Here is a 22,775-nt window from a genome sequence, read left to right on the forward strand (position 1 = left end):
CGTCCCGGAGGTCCAGCGCTGAGGCTTTTGACCGGAAGGCCGCTTTCCTGCCACCGTACGCCGATCGTCGAGGTCGTGCGGCGACACCGGCCACTCGGGTCGGTCCGTTTCGTTCAAGACACCCGCCGGTCGGTGCTCCTACCGTCGGGCCATGACGCCTCGCTTCGACCTGATCGGAATGGTCACCACGGACATGGCCCGCACGCTGGACTTCTACCGCCGCCTCGGGCTGGACGTCCCGGCCGGCGCCGAGTCCCAGCCGCACGTGGAGGTCACCCTCCCCACCGGCGTCCGGCTCGCGTGGGACGACGTGACCATGGTCCGCTCCTTCGACCCGGACTGGACGCCCCCGACCGGCAGCCCCCGGATCAACCTCGCCTTCCGCTGCGACGACCCGGCGGAGGTCGACCGCTGGTACGCCGAGCTGACCGGGGCCGGCTTCCACGGTGAGCTGAAGCCGTGGGACGCCTTCTGGGGGCAGCGGTACGCCGTGCTGCACGACCCGGAGGGCAACGGCGTCGACCTGTTCGCCCCGCTGCCCTCGGCCGACTGATCCGAGCCCCGCGGGGCCGCGACGGGCGACCGCGCGACCCGCCCGGGCGGCGGGCCGGTCAGCCGCCGGCGAGCAGCGTTGCCGGCGGCACCCCGGCCAGGTCCCGCACGTCCCGGGTCAGGTGCGCCTGGTCGGCGTACCCGGACGCGGCGGCCACCTCCGCCAGCGGCGTGCCGGCGCGGGCCAGGGCCAGCGCCCGGCGCATCCGCAGGATCCGGGCGAGGGTCTTCGGGCCGTACCCGAACAGCTGCCGGCTGCGGCGCAGCAGCACGCGCGGGTCGAGCCCGACCTCGGCGGCGATCACGCCGACCGGCAGACCGGCGGCCGCGGCGGCGGCGACCCGGGCACCGAGCGGATCCGGGCCTCCGACCTCACGGAGCCGCCGTGCCGCGATCGTCCGCAGCACCGCCGCGGGGTCGGCAACCGCCCGCTCGGCCAGCTCGGCGACCGTCCGGTCGCCCCAGAGCGCCGCCAGCGGCACCCGGCGGTCGCGCAACTCGTCGGCGGGCACGCCGAGCACGGCGGGGCCGACGCCCGGTGGGAGGCGCAGCCCCACCCACCGCTCCCCCGCCGCGCCGACGCTCAGGAAGGCGGTCCGGTCGGGGCCGGCGACCAGCAGCCCGGCCCGGCTGGACCAGAGCAGGTCGACGCAGCCGTCCGGCAGCACCCGCGTTGTCCGGGCACCGCCCGACCCGCCGCCGGTCCAGAGGATGCCGCCCGCGACTCCGGCGGGACGTTCCCGGTACACGCGCCCCAGGCTGCCACGACCGGCCGGCGGACGCGAACGGCGAACCGCCGACGCGCCCGGGGCGGCGCCGATACCGTACGGGTGTGCGATGGACGGTGGTCGACGCCCCACTGGACTCGTCCGGCCGGGGGCGGGGCGAGCAGCGGGCGCCGGAGGCCCTGCGCGGGGCGGGTCTGCTCGCCGCGCTCGGCGCCGACGACGGCGGGGTCGTCGACGCGCGCGTCGACGACCCCACGCGCGACCCGGTGAGTGGGCTCATCGGCGCCGCCGCCGTACGCCGGGCCGGCGCGGCCATCGCCGCACGGGTCGCCGAGCTGCTCGCCGCCGGCCGGCGCCCCCTGGTGCTCGGCGGCGACTGCGCCATCCTTCCCGGCGTCTGCCGGGCGCTGCCGCCGGAGACGGACCTGTGGTTCGTCGACGCCCACCCCGACTTCTACGACGGCGCGACCTCCGAGACCGGCGAGGGCGCCGACATGGACCTCAGCGTCGTCACCGGGCACGGGCCCGCCGTCGCGGCGGGCGTGGACGGCGCGCTGGTCGACCCCGGCCGCGTGCACCTGCTCGGGCACCGTCCGGCGGTGGAGGAGGCCGGCCGGATCGAGGCGGCCCGGGTCGACCCGCGGATCCACCAGGTGCCCGCCGCGGAGCTGCGCCGGCGCGGCCCGGACACGGTCGGCGCCGCGCTGGCCGGCGGGTCCGGCCCGGCGTGGCTGCACCTCGACCTCGACGCGGTCGACCCGGCCGACCTGCCGGCCGTGACCTACCCGGAGCCGGGCGGGCTGCGCTGGCCGGAGCTGGTCGCGCTGCTCACGCCCCTGGCCCGCGCCGACCGGCTGCTGGGGATGAGCGTGGCCGACCTGAACGTCGACGAGGACCCCGACGGGCGCCACACGCGGCGCGTCGCCGAGGTCCTCGCCGGCCTGCTCCGCTCCTGAGCCGCAGGGCCGGCAGGTTCGCCGGCTGGGCCTGATCGCGTCGCGGGCGGCGCGGCCGGCTACGCGTGCGCGGCGGGATCCGGCAGGCGCACGGTGAAGACCGTCCGGCCGGAGCGGCTGTGCACGGAGACCACGCCGTGGTGCGCCTCCACCACGGCGGCCACGATGGCCAGACCGAGGCCGGTGCTGCCGTGCGCCCGGGACCGGGAGGTGTCGCCGCGCGCGAACCGCTCGAAGAGCTCCGCCTGCAGCGTCTCGGGGACGCCGGGCCCGTCGTCGGCCACGCTGAGCACCGCCGCGTCCGGCTCGGCGCGCAGCGTGGTGGTGACCGTGGTGCCCGGTGGCGTGTGCACCCGGGCGTTGGCCAGCAGGTTCGCCACCACCTGGTGCAGCCGGGCGGCGTCGCCGGTCACGGTCAGCGGATCCTCGGGCAGGTCGAGCTGCCACCGGTGCTCGGGCCCGGCCACGTGCGCGTCGCTCACCGCGTCCACCACCAGCGCGGTGAGGTCCACCGGCTCGGCGACGAGCGGCCGGCCGGAGTCGAGCCGGGCCAGCAGCAGCAGGTCCTCCACCAGGCTGGTCATCCGGGTGCTCTCCGACTCGACGCGACGCAGCGCGTGGGCCACGTCGGCCGGCACCCGGTCGTGGCCGCGGCGCGCCAGCTCGGCGTACCCGCGGATCGCGGCGAGCGGCGTCCGCAGCTCGTGGCTGGCGTCGGCGACGAACTGGCGGACCCGGGTCTCGCTGGCCTGCCGGGCGGCGAGTGCCGCGGCGACGTGCCCGAGCATCCGGTTCAGCGCGGCGGCGACCTGACCCACCTCGGTACGCGGGTCGGTGTCGGCGGCCGGCACGCGTACGGACAACGCGACCGCGCCCCGGTCGAGCGGCAGCTCGGTGACCCGGGTGGCGGTGGCGGCGACGCGGTTCAGCGGGCGCAGGGCGGCCCGGACGACGACCGCGCCGAGCCCGCCGGCGATCAGCAGCCCGACGGTGACCACGCCGGCCTGCGCCACGACCATCCACATGACCGTCTCCTGGACCCGGTCGAGCGGGATGGCGACGGCCAGCACGTCACCGGAGGAGAGCTGTCGGGCCACCGCCCGGTAGTCGCCCCGGGCGCCGAGGTCGACCGTGTGCGGGCGTCCGTCGGTGGCCAGCTCCGCGAGCGGGCGTACGTCGGCGGCGCCCACCGCCTCGACGCCGCCGTTCTCGGCGCGGGCGCCCGCCGTGGTGGCCCCGTCGGTGACGCGCACCGCGATGGAGCCCGGCGGAAACCCGCGCGGCGGCTCCGGGACCCGCGGCGTGGTGCTGGACTGCGCGCCGGGCCAGGGCGGCTGCGCGCCCTCCCGGAACCAGGGCGGGTCGGCCGGTCGCCGCTCGCCCATGGTGAGCTGGTCGTCCACCTGGAGGACCAGGAAGTGGCGCAGCGCCACGGTGGTCAGGCCGCCGATGCCGACGCTGACGAGGGCGAGCAGCGCCACCACGGACAACACGAGCCGGCGGCGTAGCGACCAGCCGGCCAGCCGGCGGCGCGGCACACCGCCCGGCGGATCGGGGGTGTCACGGCGCGGGCTTGAGGACATACCCCGCGCCGCGCAGCGTGTGGATCATCGGATCCCGCCCGGCGTCGATCTTCTTGCGCAGGTACGAGATGTAGAGCTCCACGACGTTGGCCTGACCGCCGAAGTCGTAGTGCCAGACCCGGTCGAGGATCTGCGCCTTGCTCAGCACCCGGCGCGGGTTGCGCATGAGGTAGCGCAGCAACTCGAACTCGGTCGCGGTCAGCGTGATCGACTGCCCGCCCCGGCGCACCTCGTGGCTGTCCTCGTCGAGGGTGAGGTCACCGACGGTGAGCAGCGCCGCCTCCCGGGCGGCGACCGCGAGGCCGGCGCGACGTAGCAGGGCGCGCAGCCGGGCGATGACCTCCTCGAGGCTGAACGGCTTGGTCACGTAGTCGTCACCGCCCACGGTCAGCCCGGCGATCCGCTCCTCGACGGCGTCGCGGGCGGTGAGGAAGAGCACCGGGACGGTGGGCGCGTGCTCGCGCAACCGGCGCAGCACCTGGAGGCCGTCCAGGTCGGGCAGCATCACGTCGAGCACCACCGCGTCCGGCTCGAACTGCCGGGCGGCGGAGAGCGCCGTCATCCCGTTGTGCGCGCTGCGCACCTGCCAGCCCTCGTAGCGCAGCGCCATCGAGAGCAGGTCGGTCAGCGTCGACTCGTCGTCGACCACCAGCACCCGGACGGGCTCGCCGTCCGGGCGGCGCAGCTCGATGCGGCCGGGGGCCGCCTGCCCGTCCATGACCATGCCCCTCATCGTGGGCGGCTTTCCTGTGCCGCGCCCCTGCGTAGCCTGTGTGCCAGCTGTGCGCGGAGCGTGCGTCACTCGGTGACGCCGAGCGGGTCGGTGCGGACGTAGCGCATCGTCCAGGTGCCCGCGCCGTCCGGCCGGTCGCGCTCGTAGAGGTGGTCGGGACCGCCGCCCTCGACGGGCCCCTCGCCAGCCGGGTGTCGCATGACCCAGCGCGCCGGCGGGCCTCCGTCGGCGTCGCCCGGCAGGGCCCGGACCAGGCCGTGGGCCGGCCCGCCGACGAATCGTACGCTCACCTCACCCATCGCCGTTCCCCTCGGTATCCGTGTCGGCACCCGGCGTGACCCGGCTCCGCGTCGGAAGCTACCGCACGCGTCGCGCGGACCGCAGGCGGCTCGCGAGGCGGGCCCGGCCGGTTCGTGATCATCGCGGTTTGCCCTGCTCCGAGGTCGGGTACCGCGACGGCAGGCGCCCCACGGGCGGGACGACGAGGACGAGGAGCCGGCCGATGCGCACGCTGGACGGGCGGTACCGGCTCGAACAGCGCATCGGCGTCGGCGGGATGTCCGAGGTGTGGCGCGGGCACGACGTGGTGCTGGACCGGCCGGTGGCGGTGAAGGTGATGTCCCCGGGCCACGACCGCGAGGAGACGTCGGTGGAGCGGATCCGGTCGGAGGCCCGCGCCGCGGCCCGGCTCGTGCACCCCAACGTGGCCAGCGTGCACGACTTCGGCACCTGCGCGGGCGGACCCGGGCGGGTGGTGCCGTACATCGTCATGGAGCTCGCCGAGGGCGAGACGCTCGCCGCGCACCTGCGGGCGGGGCCGTTGGACTGGCGCATCGCGGTGCGGGTCTGCGCGGAGGTGTGCGCCGCGCTGGCCGCGGCGCACGCGAACGGCATCGTGCACCGGGACGTGAAGCCGGCCAACGTCATCCTCACGCCGGCCGGAGCGAAGGTCCTCGACTTCGGTATCGCCACCCCGGCGGGGACGCCCGACCCGACGCCGGACGGGATGCTGGTGGGCACCCCCGCGTACCTCGCACCGGAGCAGCTGGACCGGGCGCCCGCCACCCCGGCCGCCGACATGTACGCCGTCGGCGTGCTGCTGTACTACAGCCTCACCGGAGGGCTGCCGTACGAGTCGGGCAGCGCCACGGAGCTGCTCGGCGAGCGCCGACGGGAGCGACCACGGCCGTTGCCGGCGATCGAGGCGCTGCCACCGGAGGTGGCCGAGCTGTGCCGCCGCTGCCTGGCCGACGAGCCGGCCGAGCGACCGTCCAGCCTGGTCGCCGCGCTGCTGCTGGCCGAGGCGGTCGACGCCCGGGTGTACGTGCCGATGCAGCTGCCCACGCCGCGTCGACGCCGGGGCGCCGCGCTGTCGCCGTGGAACGAGCGCGCGGCCGCCGAGACCACCCAGGCCGCGGTCGTACCCGAGCGCCCGGGCCGACTGGTCGACCACTGAGGCGCCCGGCGGACGGCCGCCGCGCGCGTGCGCTCGGGCCGGCGCGCCCACGGCGAGGGCCGGCCGGCCGGCGTGTCGCCGGCGGTTTCACCGGTCGAGGGCCGGGTAGCCGGGGCGTGATCGAGGGAGGAACGCCATGCCGGATCCGAGTTCCTGGCTGCATGAGGCCGCCGCGACCGCCGAGGGCGGTCACGTACGCACCGACGACGGCGGGCTCTCCACCGCGCTGGCGTCCCCGCTGGCGGCGCACTGCACGGGGCTGCGACCCGAACAGCTGCTCGCCGCGGCGTTCGCGTCCTGCCTGCACCACGCGGCGGTGGAGGCCGCCGGCCGGATCACCGACGAGGCCCACACGGTCCAGGTGCGGGCAGAGGCCAAGCTCGGGCGCGACGTCGACGGCCGCTACCGGGCCGACGTGCACGCGTCGATCGCCTCGGCCGGGCTCACCCGGCAACAGCTGGCCGCGCTGGTCGAGCACGCCGACCGGCTGTGGCCCTTCTCCAGCGGCGACAACAGCCGCCACCGGCTCACCGTCACCCCGGCGGAGAACGGCCGTCACTGACCCGGCTCGGGGGCGCCGCAGCGGCGCGACCGTCCACGAACCGGCGGCGGGCCGCTACCAGTGGAAGCCCGCGGTCACCGCGCGGTGGTCGCTGTCGGGTGTGCGCAGCACCCCGGCCGACGTCGCGGTCAGACCCCGGTAGAGCACGTGGTCCGGCCGGGTCACCGGGACGGCGGCCGGCCAGGTGAAACCGAACCCGCGGCCCGCGTCGGCCTGGGCGTCGTCCAGCAGCCGGGTCAGCGGGGTGAAGACGCGGTCGGTGCTCGCGGTGTTGAGGTCGCCGAGGACGAGCAGGTGCCGGGCCGGGTCACCGCGCAGCCGGTCGGCCAGCGCCGCGACCGTCTGGTCGCGGGTGGCGGTGTCGCCGGCCCGGGCCGACCCGAGGTGCACCACGTAGACCGTCAGGTCGCCGTCCGGCGTGGCGACCACGGCACGCAGCGCGCGGTTCCACCCGAGGCCCGTGTCGAACCCGTCGCGTTCCCGGATCGGGTAGCGGCTGTAGAGCGCGACGGTCGAGACGGTCGCCCGGTGCGGGTAGCGGCTGTCCAGCACCGCGCCGACCCGGTCGTCCGCGGACACCTCCTGCAGGGCGATCAGGTCCGCGCCGGCCTCGGTGAGGGCCCGTACGGTCGCCGCGGGGTCGGGGTTGCCGGCACGCAGGTTCTGGCTGACCACCCGGAAGGTGGCGCTGCCCTGCGCCGGACCGGGTCCGAGCCAGGCGCCCGCGTAGAGCGCCGTCCAGACGGTGGCCGGCAGCAGGACGGCGACGAGGGCGAGGCGCGACCGGCGCAGGAGGGCGCCGAGCGCGAGCAGCGGCACCGCGACGCCGAGCAGCGGGGTGACGCTGTCGAGCAGACTGCCGAGCCCACGGACGTTCGGCACGGCCCGGTGCCCGGCCAGGACACCGGCGACCAGCACGGCCGCCACGGCCAGGAGCCGTCCCCGCCGCCACCCGCCGGACCACCCGGGCCGGGCCGCACGGGGCCGGCCGTGTCCGGCCGCCGGGCCGGATGGCGGCCGACCGTCACCCCACGGGAAGCGCCGCCGGAGGCGACGCGCGGGTCCGTCGTCCGCACCACCGCGCGGCGGTCCGTCCGGCCCAGGGCCACCTCGGCCGTCCGGTGGAGGAACGGCGGACCGGCGCGCCGCTCGCCCAAGATCACCCATCTGCCCAGCTCATCCCCACATTACGGTCATAGCGGTAATACCCGAGACGCGTGCTTCATCACCTTCGTCGTCACCCGACCGCAATGCCCCGCACAGTGGTGGCAAATTGTGACGCATGCCACGAACCAGGCGGGTGGCAGGAAGCCCTCAGCTTTCTAGCCTCGGCGGGTGCATCCCGACCATCCCTCCGACCACGAGCTCACCACCACCCCCACCCGTCGCCGTACGATCGACCCCGCATCCGCCGAACGGACGATCGGCCGGCACCGGGCTCCGGAACCGCCGCGAAGCGGCGCCCGGGCGCTGCTGACCTCGACGCCCGCCCGGGTGGCCCTCGCCACCGGTGTCGCCTGCTGCCTCGGTGTCGCCACCTACGCGGGCGCCCGTCCGGAGAGCGATGACCGCCCGCAGCCGCCGGCCGAGGCGGTCGCCGAGCGGGCGGCGCTCGCCGACGAGCGCCGGGCCTCCCGGTCGCTGGAGCGCAGCCCACTGCCCACCCCGGTCAGCCCGAGCCCGACCGCGACCCCGAGCCCCACCGCGACCAAGAAGAAGACCGCGCCGAAGAAGCCGCCGAAGCCGCGCCGCCCGCGCCCGGTGGCCGGGCTCACCCAGGCGCAGATGGACAACGCGAAGATCATCGTCGACGTCGGTCGCGAGCTGGGCGTGCCCAAGCAGGGCCTCGTCATCGCGGTGGCCACCGCGATGCAGGAGAGCAACCTCTACAACTACGCCAGCGGCGTGCTGCCCGAGTCGCAGGACTACCCGCACCAGGCCATCGGCTGGGACCACGACTCGGTCGGCCTGTTCCAGCAGCGGCCGAGCAGCGGCTGGGGCACCGTCCGTGACCTGATGCGTCCCGCGTACGCGGCCCGCGCGTTCTACCTGGCGCTGCTGAAGGTGCCCGGCTGGCAGGACATGAGCCTCACCGTCGCCGCGCAGACCGTACAGGTCTCCGCGTTCCCCGACGCGTACGCGCAGCACGAGGAGCGGGCCACGACGGTCGTCGACGCGCTCACCTGACGGCGGGTCAGCGCAGCCGGGCGTCGTCACGCCCGCCCGGCGGGTCGACCGCGTCGCCGGCGCCCACCCGGGTGGACGGCACCCCGGTCGCCCCGGCCGCCGCGGTCGGCGTGTCCACCGGCACCGGCTCCACGGTCACCCCGTCGAGCAGCTCGTCGACCCGGGCCGCGCGCCGACGGCGCGCCTGCAGCGCCGCCTCGACCTCCCGGCGGGTCCGCACGGCGTCCTCGTACGCCCGCTCGCGCACCTGCCGGGCCTCCTCACGGGCCGCGTCGAGCTCGAAGCGCGCCTTCGCGAGGATCGCGGCCGCCTCCCGCTCGACCTCGCCGGTGGACTGCCCCACGACGCCCGCGTCGTCCAGGTGCAGCCGGCGCAGCAGGCCGCAGAGCCCGGCCGCCTCCTGCCGGATCCGGTCCCAGTCGCGGCCGCCGCCCGGGACGGTCTCCACCCAGGCCGACAGCCGGGTCAACCGGACACCCAGCTCATCCAGGCAGGAGTCCACCTGCCGCTGGTCGTAGCCCCGCTCAACGACCGAGAACCTCATGCTGTCGCCCCCCACACAGCCGGCGATACTTCCCCACCTGAAATCCTCGGCGGCGGGGCGGGCCCGCGCGGAGGTTCGGGGGAAATGTTCAGCATGCGAGCACCGGCGCGCCCTCGCGACCGCGAGACGGGCCCGGGGCGGCGCGGGCTCAGGGGCGCTTGGGCAGCACGACCACCCGGCCGAAGAACTCGTCGATCCGGTGCACCACGTCGTTGAAGTCGTCCAGGTCGATCGGCTTGGTGACGTAGGCGTTCGCCTGGAGGGTGTAGCTGCCCAGCACGTCGGTGTCGGCGTTCGAGGTGGTGAGCACGACGACCGGGATGGTACGCAGGTCCGCGTCCTTCTTGACCTCGCCGAGCACCTGCCGCCCGTCCATCCGGGGCATGTTCAGGTCGAGCAGGATGACATCGGGCCGTACGGCGTCGGTGTGCCGCCCCTCGCGCCGGAGGAACTCCATCGCCTCCTGACCGTCGCTCACCACGTCGATGACCTTGTCCACGTCGGAGTCCTGCAGCGCCTCCTCGATCATGAGCACGTCACCCGGATCGTCGTCGACCACGAGGATGCGGACCGGGTTCGGGCTTTCTGCGCCCATGAGCTACCTGCCTCTGGTCAGCGGTGAAAGGGACTTCTCGGTGCGGTGCTGGCGGAATCTAGCCGATCAGGGCGCGATCCGTGTCGCCGGGTCGACCGGTTGCGAATCGTAGCCGAGCAGCTCGGCGACGCCGGTCAGTCGCAGCACACGTTCGACCCGCCCGCTGGCGCCGGTGACCCGCAGCCACCCGCCGTCCGCGGCGGCCCGGTTGTCGCCCCGGACGAACGCCGCGATGCCGGTCGAGTCGCAGAATGTCAGCTCGGTGAGATCCACCAGCAGGCGGTGCTCGCCCGCCGCCGTGAGCCGGTCGACCGCGGCGTTGAACTCGGGGGCCGTGCTCATGTCCAGCTCGCCCGCGAGGCGCAGGCACGCGCCGGCGCCGTCGCGGTCGGCGTACGTGACGGTGAAGGTCACCGTGTTCCCCCTCGCTCCGGCGCAGGATGTTTGCAGTGGAGCAAGTATAAGCAGCAGCGCCGCGTCCGCCGGCGTCACCGTCAGGGGCGGGCACCGGCCCCGGCGGGGGTGAGCAGCGCCCGTCCCCGGCGGAGGAAACCGACCGCCCGGGGGAAGTCGTGCAGCCTCCGCCCGTAGAGCTCCAGGGTCACGCCGAGCGCGCCGGCCGGCACCCCGCGGCTGGTCAGGACCGACACCAGCCACTGCACGAACTCGGTGAACAGCGAGCCGTCGTCCACGTAGAGCGCGGCGGCGAGGAAGTCCACGAGGTGACCCAGGTCGGCCACGGTCGCGTCACGCTGCGCCGGAGTGTATTCGCGGGTCGCCGGGACGCGGTCACGCAGGTCGGCCATCGCCCCGTCGATCAGCTCGGCGCGTCGCCTCGCCAGGGCGGCGTACTCGTCGTCGGGTGGCGCGAGCCGTGCGGGCGGCACGCGGGTCAACGCCCGCTCGTCCGCCACCAGGTCGGCGGCGGCGGGCGCGTCCGCCGCCCAGGCGACGCCGAGGCGGCGGGCCCAGCGGCCGTCGGAGCCGAACCCCCGCCCGCCGACCACGACCGGCACGTCGGCGCGGCGACAGGCCTCGACCATCCGGTGCGCGTGGGGCAGCCGCATCGGCAGCGCGCACGCCAGCGCGACCGCGTCGGCGTCGTGCCGGCGCAGGTACGCCACCAGGTGCGCGGCCGGGACGCTCGCCCCGAGGAAGGTGACCCGCCAGCCGCGCAATCGGAGCACCTCGGCGACCAGCCGCGGCGGCAGCGCGTGCCACTCGCCGTCCATGCAGGCCACCACCACCCGCCCGCGGGTCGGCCGGGAACCCGTGCGGCCGGCGAGCGCGGCCACCACCCGTTCGCTGATGTGGGTCGCGGCGTGCTCCTGGGCGACACTCCACTCGTTGCGCGCCCACCGCTCCCCCACCTCCGCCTGGGCGGGCGCGACGAGATCCAGCAGCACCCGCTCGGCCGGGACGCCGGCGTCGAGCAGGCCGAGGGCGACCTCGATCGCGCCGTCCTCGTCGGGCTCGGCGAGGCGGTCCAGGTAGCCGAGGAACGCGTCCCGTGGCACCGTCGTCACGGGGCGACCTGCCGCGCCGGTGCCGGCCCGGTCCCGGCGGACGGGCGCCGCGACACCGGCCCGGTGGCACGCAGCGCCAGCACGGCGATGTCGTCGTGGTCGCCGTACGTCAGCCAGTCACTGGTCACCTGCTCCACGCGCTCGGCCAGCGCGGGCGCCGGCACCCGCTGGCAGCCGGTCAGCGCGTCGACCAGCCGCGCCGTCCCGAAGTACTCGTCGCCGCGGGGGCCGCCCCGCGCCTCGGTCACCCCGTCGCTGTAGAGCACGCACGTCTCGCCCGGCTCCAGCCGTACGGTCACCTCACCGATGCGCGGGTCCGGGACGACGCCGATCAGCATCCCGCTCAGCGGCACCGTCTCCACCTCTCCGCTGTCCCGCAGCACGAGCGGCGGCAGGTGCCCGCCGCCGGCCATGGTGAGCGTCAGCCCGCCGTCGGGGTGCGGTCGCGCCACGCCGAGCACCAGCGTCGCGAAGCGGCCCTGGTCGTACGCCTGAGCGGTCTCCAGCAGCGCCTCGTTGACCAGCCCGAGCAGCGGGGCGGGCCGGGACTCGACGCGGTGCAGCGCGTGCAGGCACTGGCGCAGCTGGCCGGTGAGGACGGCCGCCTCCACCCCCTTGCCCGACACGTCGCCGAGGAAGAAGAGCGCCGAGCCGTCGGAGCGCCGGTACGCGCCGAGGAAGTCCCCGCCGATCCGCAGCCCCGCCTGCGCCGGCCGGTACGCCGTGCCCCACTGGACACCCGCGGTCGCGGCGGGCGCCACCGGCAGCAGACTTGCCTGGAGGGTCTCGACCACCTCCGCCTGGTCCCGGTACAGGGTGGCGGCGGTCAGGGCTGCGCCGGCCCGGACCGCGAACGCCTGGAGCACGTCCGCCCCGGCCTCGTCGTCGGACGGGTCGGCGGGGCGGGCGACGAGCAGCACGCCGGCCGGGGCGTCGGCGCCGGGCAGCGGCACGAGCCGTACGTGCGGGTCACCCCGGGCGGGCAGCCAGCCGGCCTCGACGGCGTGCTCGACCAGCCAGTCCGCCGTGTGCGTCGGCACCCCGGCCAGCCCGTCCGTGACGGCCGGGGGCAGGTCGCCGGCGGGCAGCACGCCCGTGTCCACGGTCGAGACCTCGTCGTCCGCCCGGGTGGCGCGCCACCAGCGGGCGCGGCCGGCCCGGGGCGCGAGCACCAGGACCGCCACGTCGGCGAGGGTGGGCACGGCCAGCCGGGCGATCGCCGCGGCGGCCCGGTCCGGGTGCAACGGGTTGCCGAGCTTCTCGCCGACAGCGGCGAGGAAGGCCGTGCGGGCCCGCTCGGCCAGCAGGGCGTCGGCGCGGCTCACGCTGTCGGTGACGTCCTCGACGTACCAGCAGCAGCGACCCCCCGACAGCGGCACCCGGCGCGCCTTGAGCCGGCGCGACCGGTGCTCGAAGCCGGCGGGGTCGGCGGTGAGGCCGGGTACGCCGGCCGCGGCGAGCAGCGCACCCGGGGAGATCTCGGGGAGCAGCTGCGCGGCGGGCGGGCTCAGGTGCTGCACGCGGCCGTCCGCGTCGCAGACGATCACACCCTCCCGCAGCTGGGGGACGATCTCGGACCAGTCGGACGCGCCGGGCGAGGCCGTCGGTCCCGGGCGGGCGGGCCGGCCCGGGACGCGGGAGCCGCTCCACCGGGAGGTGTGCCCGTCGCCCCGGTCCCCGTCCCTGACCTCGGCAGCAACCACCCGGTGAGCCCCGCATCCCCGTCGTCCCGGGTGCGCCGGGACCAACTGTCTCCTGGTCCGATACCACGCCCACCCTACGCCGGCAGGTCCGAACCGCCACCGTCACGCACTGGTGGACCCGGCGGCGGCGCCGGGCGGATGGTCCCGCAGGTTGTTACGATCGGCCCGATCCGGCCGGACCGGCACCCCGTGGAAAGGCAAGAGCGTGGCATCCCACGGGCCGACACCCGAGAAGACACCGCTCAGCCTCTCCGTGGACCGCACCGACCCGGTGGCGCCGTCGATCCGGGTCGGCGGTGACCTGGCCTACACCACGGCGGCACCGCTGCGCGACGAGATCGACCGGTTGCTCGCCGACGCGCCACCGCGCCTCGTCCTGGACTTCGCCGACCTGCTCTTCATCGACAGCACGGGGCTAGCGGTGATCGTGTACGCGTGGCGGGAGGGCCAGCAGGCCGGCAGCGCGCTCGAGCTGCGCGCGCTTCCCCGGTTCCTCAACACGATCCTGGACATGACCGGGGTGACCGGCCTGCTGGCGCGCCCGCCGCAGGCCCGGGCCCGAGCCCGACCGGCCCACGGCCGACGCCTGAGCCCCGGCGCGGGCCGCCCCGGTGTGGCGGGGCGGCCCGGCGCTCGGGTGGCCCCCGACCCTGGGACCAGGGGTCAGGGGCCGGAGTGTGGTCTCAGGTGGCGGTGACCGGTTGCAGTCGCGGTCCGTCAGCGCGCTGGTCGCCCGCCGGGGGCTCCGGCTCGGCGTCCTCGGGCGGGCCGGAGCCCGGCGTCTGGAACAGGTAGCGGACGAACTCCCCGCCCGCCTCGTTGTCGTCCGCCCCCGGCCACTGGCCGATGCAGTCCACGCCGATCACCTCGCGTCCGGTGCCGTCGGCCTCCTCCAGCAGCGCCCACAGGCTGACCGGGTAGCAGCGGGTGGTTTCCGGTGAGACCTGCCAGCGGGCGTACCAACCGGGCCTCGCGGGGACGATCTCGACGATCCTCTTCATGACGACCTTCCCTTCCGCGTACCTCGGAAGAACTCCGGTCCTGGTTCCGATCATGCGGCCCCGGCGGGTGACCGTCCCTCACCCCCGCCGGATGAAGCCGGTCCCCCCGGCGGGACCGGGCGGCGCGGCGCGTCCGTTTCCTTGTCTGCGGCCTCGGGAAGGCAGCGGCGGAACCACGATCCCCAGCGGAAGGGGTGTCACCATGCGCAAGCAGATGGAGGGCGACAACCAGCGCCGCCGGGCACTCGCCCGACAGGCGCGGGAGCAGGGTCGCCAGCCCAGCGAGACGGGCGCCAGCCTGAGCGCCTCCAAGCAGCTGACCCACCTCGACCGGGGCAAGCGTGCGGGGCCGCCGCCGGCCGGCAGCCGGCACAAGGCGAACAGCAACCGCGGTGGGCCGTCCCCGCCGCCGACCGGCACGCCGACGAATCCCCGGCCCCAGGTGGCGCCGGGCGTGAACACCGGCGCGACGACGACGATGGGCTACCACGACCTCGTCGACGGCGTCCGCCGGCGCGCCGGCGTGGACTTCCGCACAGCAAAGGTGGGCGCCGAGGCCACCGTCCTGGTGCTGGCGTTCGCGCTGGACGAGGCGGAGCGGCGGCGCCTGCTCTCCGCGGTGCCCGCGTCGCTGCACGACGTGGTCCCGGTCGACGGGATCCAGCGGCGTCGCGACCTGCCCGGCTTCCTCGCCGAGGTGGGACGGATCAGCGGCAACAGCCCCGAGCAGGCCCGCTACCAGGCGGAGGCGACGCTCGCCGCGCTCGCCGACGCCGACGGCGACCTGGTCGAGTCGCTGCACGTCCCGGACGGGCTGCGCGAGCTGCTGGATCCGCCGCAGGCCGGGGGCGGTGTGGTCGGTCCGACCACCTCGACGCCTCCGCTGACCGAGGCGGAGCTGGCCGCGGCGCTCTCCGACCTGCCGTACTGGTCCGGTGACGGCGACGGGCTGCACCGGGTCGTCGCGCTGCCCGCCGACAACCTCGACCGGGTGCTGGACCGCATCGAGCGGCTCCGGCAGGACACCGGACGGGCACCGACGATCGGCCGGCCCGGTCCGACCGCCGCCGTGCTCTCCGTCCGGTCCCGGCAGGCGGGCGCGGTGACCGCGCAGGACGTCGACCTCGCCCGGCAGATCGACGCCGCCATCGACGAGGCCGGGGCCGGAATGGCCGGCGGCTGACGTCGTGGACCGGCGGGCCCGCCACGCGGCCCGCCGGTCCCCGCCACCAGGGGCCCACCGGTCCCGGCCTGTCCGGTGATCGGTTACGGTGCCGGGCATGGACCCCGCGGGCGACCGGCTCGAACTGGTCGCCGACCCGGCCCGCCGCACCGGGCGCCTGCTGCTCGCGGCGGGCGTCGAGCAGTCGTACGTCGACGTGGCCGATCCCCGCTACCTGCACTTCGAGTACGTGCGCCGACTCGCCGCGGTGGCCGACCTGATGGCGCCCACGGGCACCCCGCTCGCCGCCCTGCACCTCGGGGGCGGCGCGCTCACCTTCCCCCGCTACCTCGCGGCCACCCGGCCCGGCTCGCCGCAGCGGGTGATCGAGCGGGACCCGGCGGTGGTGGACCTGGTCACCCGGGACCTGCCGCCCCTCCCGCCCGAGGTGGATCTCCGGATCGCCGACGCGCGCGCCGCGGTGGCGTCCGAGACACCGGGCCGGTACGACCTGGTGGTCGCCGACATCTACCGGGCCGCGCGGATGCCCGCGCACGTCCGCACCGCCGAGTTCGCCGCCGAGGTGGCCCGGACCCTGCGGCCGGAGGGCGTCTACCTGGTCAACCTCACCGACCTCCCGCCGCTGGTGGCCACGCGCGTGCAGGTCGCCACCCTACGGGCGGTCTTCGCCGACGTGTGCCTGCTGGCCGACCGGAGGATGCTGCGCGGGCGACGGTACGGCAACCTGGTGCTCGCCGCCGCGCGTCGACCAGGTCGGCTGCCGGTGGCCCGGCTGGCCGTGGTGACCCTCCGGGACCGCGCGCCCGGCAGCGTGCTGCACGGCGCCGCCCTGGACGGGTTCGTGGCGGGCGCCCGGCCCCGCACCGACGCCGATCGCACCGATCGCGGCGATCCGCCCGGCTGAGGACCGCTACGCCCGTCCGTGGGCCCTGCCGTGATCGTCCCGATCCGCGCGCGCCCGCGGGTTTCGCGTGGTCTGTCCCGGGTAGCCGCGGCGGGTGAACGGCACCGATGACCGCAGGACCGCCCGCCGGGCGCTGATCGTCATCGGGCTGCTGCTGGCCACCGCGGTCGCCCTGGCCTTCGTCTACGCCACCCGCCGGGTGCTGACCTGGGCCCTGGTCGCGGTGTTCTTCGCGGTGGCGCTCAAGCCCCTGGTCGACCTCGTGCAGCGCCGGCTGGTCCACCGGCGCGCGCTGGCCACGTTGCTGGTCTTCGTGGTCGCCTTCGTCGTCCTCGCCGCCCTGGCCGCGGTCATGGTAGTGCCGATCATCGACGACCTGGCGCGCTTCACCGAGCGGGCCCCGGAACTGCTGCGCGAGGCCCGCGCCGGGCAGGGCCCGATCGGGCGGCTGCTGGACCGCATCGGGCTGCGCGACTACCTCGCCAACCACTCCGACCAGATCACCCAGTACGCCGAGCGCCTGCGCCGCCCCGCGGTCGGGGCGCTGCGCAGCGTGGCGGAGGGGGTCATCGGGCTCATCACCGTGATCGTCCTGTCGTACCTCATGGTGCTGGAGGCCCCCCGGATCACCGGCACGCTGCTGTCGGCGGCCGGCGAGCCCCGGGCCGCACGGTGGCGGCGAATCGGGCACGAGGCGGCGCGCACCGTCACCGGCTACCTGACCGGCAACCTTCTCATCAGCGTGATCTGCGGCCTGCTGACGTTCGTGGTACTGCTGGTCACCGGCGTCCCGTTCGCCGCCGTGATCGCCCTGCTGGTGGCGATCGCCGACCTGATCCCCCTCGTCGGGGCCACGCTCGCCACGGTCATCGCGGCCCTGGCCGCCTTCGTGCACTCCCCCACCGCCGGGATCGTCGTGCTGGTCTTCTTCGTCATCTACCAGCAGGTGGAGAACCACCTGCTGTGGCCGGTGATCCTGTCCCGCGCGGTCCGGTTGAACCCGCTGACGGTGCTGGTCAGCCTCCTGCTCGCCGCCGAGCTGGCCGGGCTGATCGGTGCGCTGCTCGCCATCCCCGCGGCGGGCATCGTGCAGATCCTGGTCCGCGAGTACGGCCCGTTCCGGCGCCCGCCACCCCCGCCGGCGGAACCCGACCCGCGACCGAGCGGCTGACGAGCCCGGCCCGCCGGCGGTCGAGCCGACGAAGACCGGGCGGTGGGCGCCGCTCAGCGGTGGCGCACGGGCACCTCCGGAGCCGTGCTCTCCAGCGGGACGGCGTTCGCCGGGATGAGGCCCAGCTGCACCGACGGCCGCGGCAGGGTCGCGTCGAGCAGCCAGTCCGCGCTGATCCGGGTCCGGTTCGCCGGCATCGCGAGCAGGTGGTAGCCGCGGGTGACGGCCTTCGCCGGCAGGCCGGCCAGGTTGACCTTCAGCGGGTTGGCCGCGGCGTCCTTGCCGCCGAGGTCGACCACCCAGCCCAGGTCGTGGTGCTTGTAGGGCCGGCGACGGCCGTGCCCGTACGAGGCGGCGATGTTGTGCGCGGCGAGCTTCCCCTGCCGTTGGGCGTGCTGCGCCGTCATCGCACAGATCTGCCCGGGCCGGGTCGCGTCCGGTACGGCCGCCGCGTCGCCGCAGGCGTACACCTCCGGGAAGCCGGGGACGTTCAGGTACTCGTCGACCACCAGCCGGCCGCGTTCGGTGCGCAGGCCCAGCTCGGCGACGAACGGGTCCGGGCGCACGCCCACACACCACACCAGGGTGCAGGTGGGCACGTACTCGCCGTCGGTGAGCTTCACCCCGTCCGCGGTCGCCTCGGCCACCGAGGTGCCCATCCGGACGTCGACGCCGCGACGCTGGAGCACCCGGTGGGCGGTGTCCGACATCCGCTTGTCCAGCTCGGGCAGCACCCGCTTCGCCACGTCGAGCAGCATCCAGCGGGGGCGCTGCGTGAGCCGGGGCCGCTGGGCGTGCAGCGCGTCGGTGAACAGCTGCCCGTGCGCGGCCACCTCGGTGCCGGTGTAGCCGGCGCCCACCACCACGAAGGTGGCGCGCGCCTGCTGCTCCGCCGGATCCTCCGCCTGCTCGGCCAGCTCGATCTGCCGCACCACATGGTCGTGCAGGTAGAGCGCCTCGGGCAGCCCGCGGAAGCCGTGCGCGTACTCGGTGACCCCGGGGATCGGCAGCAGCTTGTTGACGCTGCCCACGGCGAGGATGAGCCGGTCGTACGCGAGGCGGTTGCGGTCCCCCTCCGGCTGGGTGAAGCCCACCCACCGGTTCTGCAGGTCCACCTCGTCGGCCTCGCCGATGACCACGCGGACGCCGTCGAGGGTCCCGGCCAGCGGCACCGCGATCCGGGTGGGCTCCACCACGCCGGCCGCGACCTCGGGCAGCAGCGGCAGGTAGAGGAAGTAGTCGGTCGAGTTCAGCACGACGATCTCGGCCCGGTCGCGGGCCAGCCGGCTCAACGTCTTCGCCGCGTGGTAACCGGCGAACCCGGCCCCCACGATCACCACACGAGGCTTCGTCATTGGGATCACGTTCCCGCCGACCCGCCCGACAAACGTCCGGCTCAGGCGTTCGCGAGCCGCACGTACCCGGCGTTGCCCACCGCCTCGACGTTCCACAGGTGCCCGAAGGCCCGGACCCGGTCCGCGGTGATCCGGCCGATCTCCGCCGGGATGTCGGGGTCGATGACCAGCCTACCGTCCACCGGTTCCAGGCCGAGCATCGCCCGGACGAACGCCAGCGGGGCTCCGGTGGCCCAGGCCTGCGGGCTGCACGCGGTGGGGTACGGCACCGGGAAGATGAGCCGATCCCGGTCGAACCCGCTCAGCGCCTCGGGCAGCCGGTAGCCGAACTGTTCGGCCGCCTCCAGCAGCGCCAGGCTGATCCGGTTCGCCTCGGCCCGGTAGCCGTACCGGGCCAGGCCGAGCACGGCGATCGAGTTGTCGTGCGGCCACACGGTGCCGAGGTGGTAGCCGACGGCGTTGAACATCCGCTCCTCCCGGGACAGGGTCCGGACCCCCCAGCCGGAGAACATGCCCCTCGACATCAGCTGCCGCACCACGGCCGCCGCGCGCTCGCGGGGCACGATGCCGCTCCACAGCAGGTGACCCATGTTCGAGGTCTTCGTGTCGATCGGGTTCTTGTCGGCGTCCAGCCCGACGGCGTAGTAGCCGCCCCGGTCGTCGATCCAGTAGTCGCGGTTGAACCGGTCGAAGAGGTCGGCCGCCTCGGCGCGCAGCCGCTCGGCGAGCGCCGGGTCGGCGAGCGGCCCGTCGGCCAGCTCGGCGAGGCGCAGCTTCGCGTCGTAGACGTAGCCCTGCAGGTCGCTGGTGGCGATCGGCAGCACCGGGATCCGGCCGTCGGCGAAGCACACCCCGTCCGGCGAGTCACGCCAGCACTGGTTCCCCAGCCCCTCGGGCGAGCGGGTGCCGTACTCGACGTAGCCGTCGCCGTCCCGGTCGCCGTACTCGTCGATCCACCGCAGCGCGGCGAGCGCGTTGTCCCGCAGCATCCGGACGGTGTCGTCGTCGCGGGTCCACCGCCAGTACTCCGACAGCAGGATCAGCCAGAGCTGGGTGGCGTCCGCGGTGCCGTAGTTCGGCGCGTACGGCTTCACTCCGGTGCGGGTCAGCTCGCCGCTGCGGACCTCGTGCAGGATCTTGCCCGGCTCCTCGTCGGTGAAGTCGTCGCACTCGTTGCCCTGCAACCGGGCCAGCGCGAGCAGCGCCCCCTTCGCCAGCATCGGGCCGCCGACCAGCGTCTGGTACGCGGTGATCAGGGTGTCCCGGCCGAACACGGTGAGGAACCAGGGCAGGCCGGCGCCGGGGAGCATGATGCGTTGGCCCCTGACCTCCAGGTCCAGGCGCAACGCCGCGAGGTCGTCGCGCGACTTGCGGACGGTCCGCTCCAGCCCCTCGTGGTCACTGCGCAGCACGGCCCGCGACTCCGCCCAGCGGCGCAGCGGATCCTCCACCCGGCCGTGGACGATGTCGGCGATGTCGCCCCGCACCGGCTCCACGACCCCCATGCCGGGCGGCAGGGGCACGTGCAGGTCCACCTCCCACTCCTGGCGCGGTTGCAGGTCGATCTCCCACACCAGGTCGTCGGCCTCCACCCGGTCGGCCGGCACCGAGGCGCGCACGCTCGTCTGCGCCGCGAACCCGTCCGCCACATACGCGAAGAGCAGCTGTGACCCGTCCGGCCGGTGGTCCCGGGTGATCTGGTCCGAGCGGTCCCGGACGCCGGACTTGAGCTCGAACAGGTCCGCGAAGTCGACGCTCACGGCCAGCCGCAGCTCGATCCGGACCGGCTCGGGACTGAACGACACCAGCGTCACACGCTCCTGGAAGCCGTCGCTCACGACGCGCAGCCGGCGGACGCCGAGGCTGTTCGGGGGCAGGCCGCACAGCGCGGAGTTGGTGAGCACGTACTGGGCCGAGTAGTGCTCCAGCGTGCGCGAGCGCAGCGCGAGCAGCCGGTCGCCGTTGACCGACAACACCCAGCCGCTCACCAACCGGGTGTCCAGGTGCACCAGCCCGCCGATGCTGCCCGGCGGCACGTCCCCGCACTGGTCGGCGTACATGAACGTCGGGCCGCTCAGCACCGCCAACGAGTCCGGCCCCAGCTCGGGAGGGGTCGCCCGCTGGTCGCCGGTCTCCGCGGCGCTGGTCAGCGTCGGAGTGGGGTTCGCGGGGGTCGGACGCACGGCAGCCATGGCTTCACCGTAGGAACCGGTCACGCGGGCCGGCATCACCCCGGCGGGGTGAAACCGGAGACACATCCATCCACGACGATATAGACAGACACGTCCGTCGATGGCGAGGATGCGGTCATGGGAAATGACGCCAGCGGCCCGCGGCCCACGAGGCCGACCCGCCGCACCCTCCTGTCCGCCGCCACCGCCGCCACGGCCGCCACCGTGGTCGCCCCCGGTCTCACCGGGCCGGCCGCCGCGTCCGGCGGCACCACACCACCCGGCCCCGGTCACCCCGTCCGCCCGCAGCCTCCGGACCGGGAGCTGCGGGACCTGCTCCGCGCGGTCGACCAACGCCGGATCGAGGCGATCGTCCGCCGGCTCGCCGCGTTCGGCACCCGGCACACCCTCTCCGACCAGGACGACCCCGAGCGCGGGATCGGCGCCGCGCGGGACTGGATCCACGACCGGATGCGGGAGTACGCCGCCGCCTCCGGCGGCCGGATGACGGTGGAGCTCCAGTCGTACGTCCAGCAGCCGGCGTCCCGGATCCCGGTGCCGACGCGGATCACCAACGTGGTGGCGACCCTGCGCGGGGAGACGTCGCCGAACCGCACGTACGTCATCACCGGCCACTACGACTCCCGGGCCTCGGACGTGATGGACGCAGTCAGTGACGCGCCGGGCGCCGACGACGATGCCTCCGGGGTGGCGGTGGTGATGGAGCTGGCCCGCCTGATGGCCACCCGGCGCACCGCCGCCACGATCGTCTTCGCCGCGGTGGCGGGCGAGGAGCAGAACCTCTACGGGTCGACGTACCTGGCCGCCCAGCTCAAGGCGGCCGGCGCGGACGTGCAGGGCATGTTCAGCAACGACATCGTGGGCAGCAGCACCGCCGACGACGGCACCCGGGACCCGCGCGGCGTCCGCCTCTTCGCCGAGGGGGTGCCCACGGCGGAGACACCCGCGGAGGCGTCCACCCGCCAGTCGGTGGGCGGCGAGAACGACTCCCCGTCGCGGCAGCTCGCCCGGTTCGTCAAGGACGTCGCCGAGAACGGCGCGACCGGCATGGACGTCCGCGTGATCTACCGGCGGGACCGCTACCTGCGCGGCAGCGACCACATCTCGTTCCTGCGCCAGGGCTGGCCGGCGGGGCGGTTCACCGAGCCGAACGAGGACTTCGCCCACCAGCACCAGGACGTCCGCGTGGTCGACGGGCAGCAGTACGGCGACCTGCCGGAATTCTGCGACTTCGGCTACATCACCCGGGTGGCCCGGGTGAACGGCGCGGCGCTCTGGTCACTGGCGCAGGCGCCCGGCACCCCGAAGGGGGCGGTCATCGTCACCACCGACCTGACCAACAACACCACCCTGCGCTGGGAGCGCGGCGACGAGCCCGACCTGGCCGGCTACGAGGTCCTCTGGCGGGAGACGACCGCCGCCGAGTGGCAGAAGGTGATCGCGGTCGGCGACGTCACCCGGGTGACCGTCGACCTGTCGAAGGACAACGTCTTCTTCGGCGTACGGGCGGTGGGGCGCACCGGTCTGCGCAGCCCGGTGGCCTTCCCCCGACCGGGCAGCTGATCACGCCGCGGCCGGCCTCACCCGATCCCGGTGGGGCCGGCTCACCCGGGCGCGCGGGACGGTGGTGGTCGCACCGACAGCCGAGGGGAAGGAACACGGGCGTCATGAGCATGCCGATGTCCAACGACCAGCGGCAGCCGATCTACCTGCGGCAGAGCGGGCGCAAGCAGCTCACGCCGCGGCAGCGGCGGCGGGTCGAACAGAAGCAGGGCCGCTTCGAGCGCCTCACCGTCGAGGCGAGGAGCGCGCGAGGCCCCGGCCGCTGACCCACAGCCCCCGCG

24 protein-coding genes are annotated in these 22,775 nt (G+C 75.3%); 11 read left to right on the top strand and 13 right to left on the bottom strand.

From position 1 onward, the window contains the following. The first annotated feature begins 151 nt into the window (after window positions 1-151). A complete protein-coding gene (locus tag SM573_RS24995) occupies window positions 152-553 on the top strand; it encodes a VOC family protein (RefSeq protein WP_474610323.1) in 402 nt (133 codons plus the stop codon). Between the two features lie 58 nt (window positions 554-611). Here SM573_RS24995 and SM573_RS25000 read toward each other — a convergent pair whose 3' ends face one another. Further along, on the bottom strand, window positions 612-1,301 hold the full coding sequence (locus SM573_RS25000) for a helix-turn-helix domain-containing protein (protein ID WP_474617192.1): 690 nt from the start codon (window positions 1,299-1,301) through the stop codon (window positions 612-614). 83 nt (window positions 1,302-1,384) lie between these two features. Here SM573_RS25000 and SM573_RS25005 point away from each other — a divergent pair, with 83 nt between their 5' ends. Further along, entirely contained in the window at window positions 1,385-2,236 is an 852-nt protein-coding gene (locus tag SM573_RS25005) for an arginase family protein (protein ID WP_474617193.1), read from the top strand. A gap of 59 nt (window positions 2,237-2,295) precedes the next feature. Here SM573_RS25005 and SM573_RS25010 read toward each other — a convergent pair whose 3' ends face one another. The 3 genes from SM573_RS25010 to SM573_RS25020 form a co-directional block, all read right to left on the bottom strand. After that, a complete protein-coding gene (locus SM573_RS25010; protein ID WP_474617194.1) occupies window positions 2,296-3,819 on the bottom strand; it encodes a sensor histidine kinase in 1,524 nt (507 codons plus the stop codon). Beyond that, a complete protein-coding gene (locus SM573_RS25015) occupies window positions 3,797-4,537 on the bottom strand; it encodes a response regulator transcription factor (protein WP_474610957.1) in 741 nt (246 codons plus the stop codon). Before SM573_RS25015 ends, SM573_RS25010 begins: the two co-directional genes overlap by 23 nt. Before the next feature lie 80 nt (window positions 4,538-4,617). Further along, the gene (locus tag SM573_RS25020; protein WP_474610327.1) at window positions 4,618-4,851 is read right to left on the bottom strand and encodes a hypothetical protein; all 234 of its coding nucleotides are present in this window, start codon (window positions 4,849-4,851) and stop codon (window positions 4,618-4,620) included. A 203-nt stretch (window positions 4,852-5,054) separates the two neighbouring features. Here SM573_RS25020 and SM573_RS25025 point away from each other — a divergent pair, with 203 nt between their 5' ends. Next, window positions 5,055-6,008: a serine/threonine-protein kinase gene (locus SM573_RS25025; protein WP_474617195.1), complete on the top strand. Its 954-nt coding sequence runs from the start codon at window positions 5,055-5,057 to the stop codon at window positions 6,006-6,008. A 136-nt stretch (window positions 6,009-6,144) separates the two neighbouring features. After that, window positions 6,145-6,570 carry an OsmC family protein gene (locus tag SM573_RS25030; RefSeq protein WP_474610329.1) on the top strand — a complete coding sequence of 142 codons (426 nt, stop codon included), beginning with the start codon at window positions 6,145-6,147 and terminating at the stop codon, window positions 6,568-6,570. A 54-nt stretch (window positions 6,571-6,624) separates the two neighbouring features. On the opposite strand, the gene SM573_RS25035 is transcribed toward SM573_RS25030, so the two are convergent. Then, complete coding sequence (locus tag SM573_RS25035; protein ID WP_474610330.1) at window positions 6,625-7,497, bottom strand: endonuclease/exonuclease/phosphatase family protein; 873 nt, start codon at window positions 7,495-7,497, stop codon at window positions 6,625-6,627. Window positions 7,498-7,905: 408 nt separating this feature from the next. Here SM573_RS25035 and SM573_RS25040 point away from each other — a divergent pair, with 408 nt between their 5' ends. Next, complete coding sequence (locus SM573_RS25040; protein WP_474610331.1) at window positions 7,906-8,757, top strand: hypothetical protein; 852 nt, start codon at window positions 7,906-7,908, stop codon at window positions 8,755-8,757. Between the two features lie 7 nt (window positions 8,758-8,764). Here the strand turns inward: SM573_RS25040 and SM573_RS25045 are convergent, their stop codons facing one another. From SM573_RS25045 to SM573_RS25065, 5 genes are all read right to left on the bottom strand, one after another. Next, window positions 8,765-9,301, bottom strand: a complete 537-nt coding sequence (locus SM573_RS25045) for an ATPase (RefSeq protein WP_474617196.1) — start codon at window positions 9,299-9,301, stop codon at window positions 8,765-8,767. 148 nt (window positions 9,302-9,449) lie between these two features. Continuing rightward, window positions 9,450-9,896 (bottom strand): response regulator, encoded by a 447-nt coding sequence (locus SM573_RS25050; RefSeq protein ID WP_474610333.1) that lies wholly within the window; start codon window positions 9,894-9,896, stop codon window positions 9,450-9,452. A 66-nt stretch (window positions 9,897-9,962) separates the two neighbouring features. Beyond that, window positions 9,963-10,310, bottom strand: coding sequence for an STAS domain-containing protein (locus SM573_RS25055; RefSeq protein ID WP_474610334.1), 348 nt, complete (start codon window positions 10,308-10,310; stop codon window positions 9,963-9,965). A gap of 80 nt (window positions 10,311-10,390) precedes the next feature. Further along, complete coding sequence (locus SM573_RS25060; protein ID WP_474610335.1) at window positions 10,391-11,422, bottom strand: cobalamin B12-binding domain-containing protein; 1,032 nt, start codon at window positions 11,420-11,422, stop codon at window positions 10,391-10,393. Beyond that, window positions 11,419-13,125 carry a PP2C family protein-serine/threonine phosphatase gene (locus tag SM573_RS25065; RefSeq protein WP_474617197.1) on the bottom strand — a complete coding sequence of 569 codons (1,707 nt, stop codon included), beginning with the start codon at window positions 13,123-13,125 and terminating at the stop codon, window positions 11,419-11,421. Before SM573_RS25065 ends, SM573_RS25060 begins: the two co-directional genes overlap by 4 nt. 205 nt (window positions 13,126-13,330) lie before the next feature. Here SM573_RS25065 and SM573_RS25070 point away from each other — a divergent pair, with 205 nt between their 5' ends. Next, window positions 13,331-13,822: an STAS domain-containing protein gene (locus SM573_RS25070; RefSeq protein WP_474617198.1), complete on the top strand. Its 492-nt coding sequence runs from the start codon at window positions 13,331-13,333 to the stop codon at window positions 13,820-13,822. On the opposite strand, the gene SM573_RS25075 is transcribed toward SM573_RS25070, so the two are convergent. Further along, window positions 13,809-14,126 carry a hypothetical protein gene (locus SM573_RS25075; RefSeq protein WP_474610338.1) on the bottom strand — a complete coding sequence of 106 codons (318 nt, stop codon included), beginning with the start codon at window positions 14,124-14,126 and terminating at the stop codon, window positions 13,809-13,811. The genes SM573_RS25070 and SM573_RS25075 overlap by 14 nt on opposite strands. A 202-nt stretch (window positions 14,127-14,328) precedes the next feature. Here SM573_RS25075 and SM573_RS25080 point away from each other — a divergent pair, with 202 nt between their 5' ends. The 3 genes from SM573_RS25080 to SM573_RS25090 all read left to right on the top strand — a co-directional run bounded on the left by SM573_RS25080 (window position 14,329) and on the right by SM573_RS25090 (window position 17,384). Then, a complete protein-coding gene (locus tag SM573_RS25080; RefSeq protein WP_474617199.1) occupies window positions 14,329-15,309 on the top strand; it encodes a DUF2267 domain-containing protein in 981 nt (326 codons plus the stop codon). A 97-nt stretch (window positions 15,310-15,406) separates the two neighbouring features. After that, on the top strand, window positions 15,407-16,213 hold the full coding sequence (locus SM573_RS25085; RefSeq protein WP_474610340.1) for a spermidine synthase: 807 nt from the start codon (window positions 15,407-15,409) through the stop codon (window positions 16,211-16,213). Between the two features lie 94 nt (window positions 16,214-16,307). Further along, complete coding sequence (locus tag SM573_RS25090; RefSeq protein ID WP_474610341.1) at window positions 16,308-17,384, top strand: AI-2E family transporter; 1,077 nt, start codon at window positions 16,308-16,310, stop codon at window positions 17,382-17,384. 53 nt (window positions 17,385-17,437) lie between these two features. On the opposite strand, the gene SM573_RS25095 is transcribed toward SM573_RS25090, so the two are convergent. Together SM573_RS25095 and SM573_RS25100 are read right to left on the bottom strand one after the other, a co-directional pair. Then, window positions 17,438-18,739 (bottom strand): NAD(P)/FAD-dependent oxidoreductase, encoded by a 1,302-nt coding sequence (locus SM573_RS25095; protein ID WP_474610342.1) that lies wholly within the window; start codon window positions 18,737-18,739, stop codon window positions 17,438-17,440. A 41-nt stretch (window positions 18,740-18,780) separates the two neighbouring features. Further along, entirely contained in the window at window positions 18,781-20,931 is a 2,151-nt protein-coding gene (locus SM573_RS25100) for an amylo-alpha-1,6-glucosidase (protein ID WP_474610343.1), read from the bottom strand. 117 nt (window positions 20,932-21,048) lie between these two features. Here SM573_RS25100 and SM573_RS25105 point away from each other — a divergent pair, with 117 nt between their 5' ends. Both SM573_RS25105 and SM573_RS25110 read left to right on the top strand, forming a co-directional pair. Then, complete coding sequence (locus SM573_RS25105; protein ID WP_474610344.1) at window positions 21,049-22,494, top strand: M20/M25/M40 family metallo-hydrolase; 1,446 nt, start codon at window positions 21,049-21,051, stop codon at window positions 22,492-22,494. A gap of 104 nt (window positions 22,495-22,598) precedes the next feature. Further along, window positions 22,599-22,760, top strand: a complete 162-nt coding sequence (locus SM573_RS25110; RefSeq protein WP_474610345.1) for a hypothetical protein — start codon at window positions 22,599-22,601, stop codon at window positions 22,758-22,760. Window positions 22,761-22,775 lie beyond the last annotated feature (15 nt).

Source organism: Micromonospora xinjiangensis (genome assembly GCF_056150165.1).

Coding starts and splice junctions, on each gene's coding strand:
- SM573_RS25050 (WP_474610333.1), bottom strand. CDS start 9,896: ATGGGCGCAGAAAGCCCGAACCCGGTCCGCATCCTCGTGGTCGACGAC.
- SM573_RS24995 (WP_474610323.1), top strand. CDS start 152: ATGACGCCTCGCTTCGACCTGATCGGAATGGTCACCACGGACATGGCC.
- SM573_RS25045 (WP_474617196.1), bottom strand. CDS start 9,301: ATGAGGTTCTCGGTCGTTGAGCGGGGCTACGACCAGCGGCAGGTGGAC.
- SM573_RS25105 (WP_474610344.1), top strand. CDS start 21,049: ATGGGAAATGACGCCAGCGGCCCGCGGCCCACGAGGCCGACCCGCCGC.
- SM573_RS25095 (WP_474610342.1), bottom strand. CDS start 18,739: ATGACGAAGCCTCGTGTGGTGATCGTGGGGGCCGGGTTCGCCGGTTAC.
- SM573_RS25100 (WP_474610343.1), bottom strand. CDS start 20,931: ATGGCTGCCGTGCGTCCGACCCCCGCGAACCCCACTCCGACGCTGACC.
- SM573_RS25020 (WP_474610327.1), bottom strand. CDS start 4,851: ATGGGTGAGGTGAGCGTACGATTCGTCGGCGGGCCGGCCCACGGCCTG.
- SM573_RS25080 (WP_474617199.1), top strand. CDS start 14,329: ATGCGCAAGCAGATGGAGGGCGACAACCAGCGCCGCCGGGCACTCGCC.
- SM573_RS25010 (WP_474617194.1), bottom strand. CDS start 3,819: ATGTCCTCAAGCCCGCGCCGTGACACCCCCGATCCGCCGGGCGGTGTG.
- SM573_RS25110 (WP_474610345.1), top strand. CDS start 22,599: ATGAGCATGCCGATGTCCAACGACCAGCGGCAGCCGATCTACCTGCGG.
- SM573_RS25085 (WP_474610340.1), top strand. CDS start 15,407: ATGGACCCCGCGGGCGACCGGCTCGAACTGGTCGCCGACCCGGCCCGC.
- SM573_RS25075 (WP_474610338.1), bottom strand. CDS start 14,126: ATGAAGAGGATCGTCGAGATCGTCCCCGCGAGGCCCGGTTGGTACGCC.
- SM573_RS25030 (WP_474610329.1), top strand. CDS start 6,145: ATGCCGGATCCGAGTTCCTGGCTGCATGAGGCCGCCGCGACCGCCGAG.
- SM573_RS25015 (WP_474610957.1), bottom strand. CDS start 4,537: ATGGACGGGCAGGCGGCCCCCGGCCGCATCGAGCTGCGCCGCCCGGAC.
- SM573_RS25025 (WP_474617195.1), top strand. CDS start 5,055: ATGCGCACGCTGGACGGGCGGTACCGGCTCGAACAGCGCATCGGCGTC.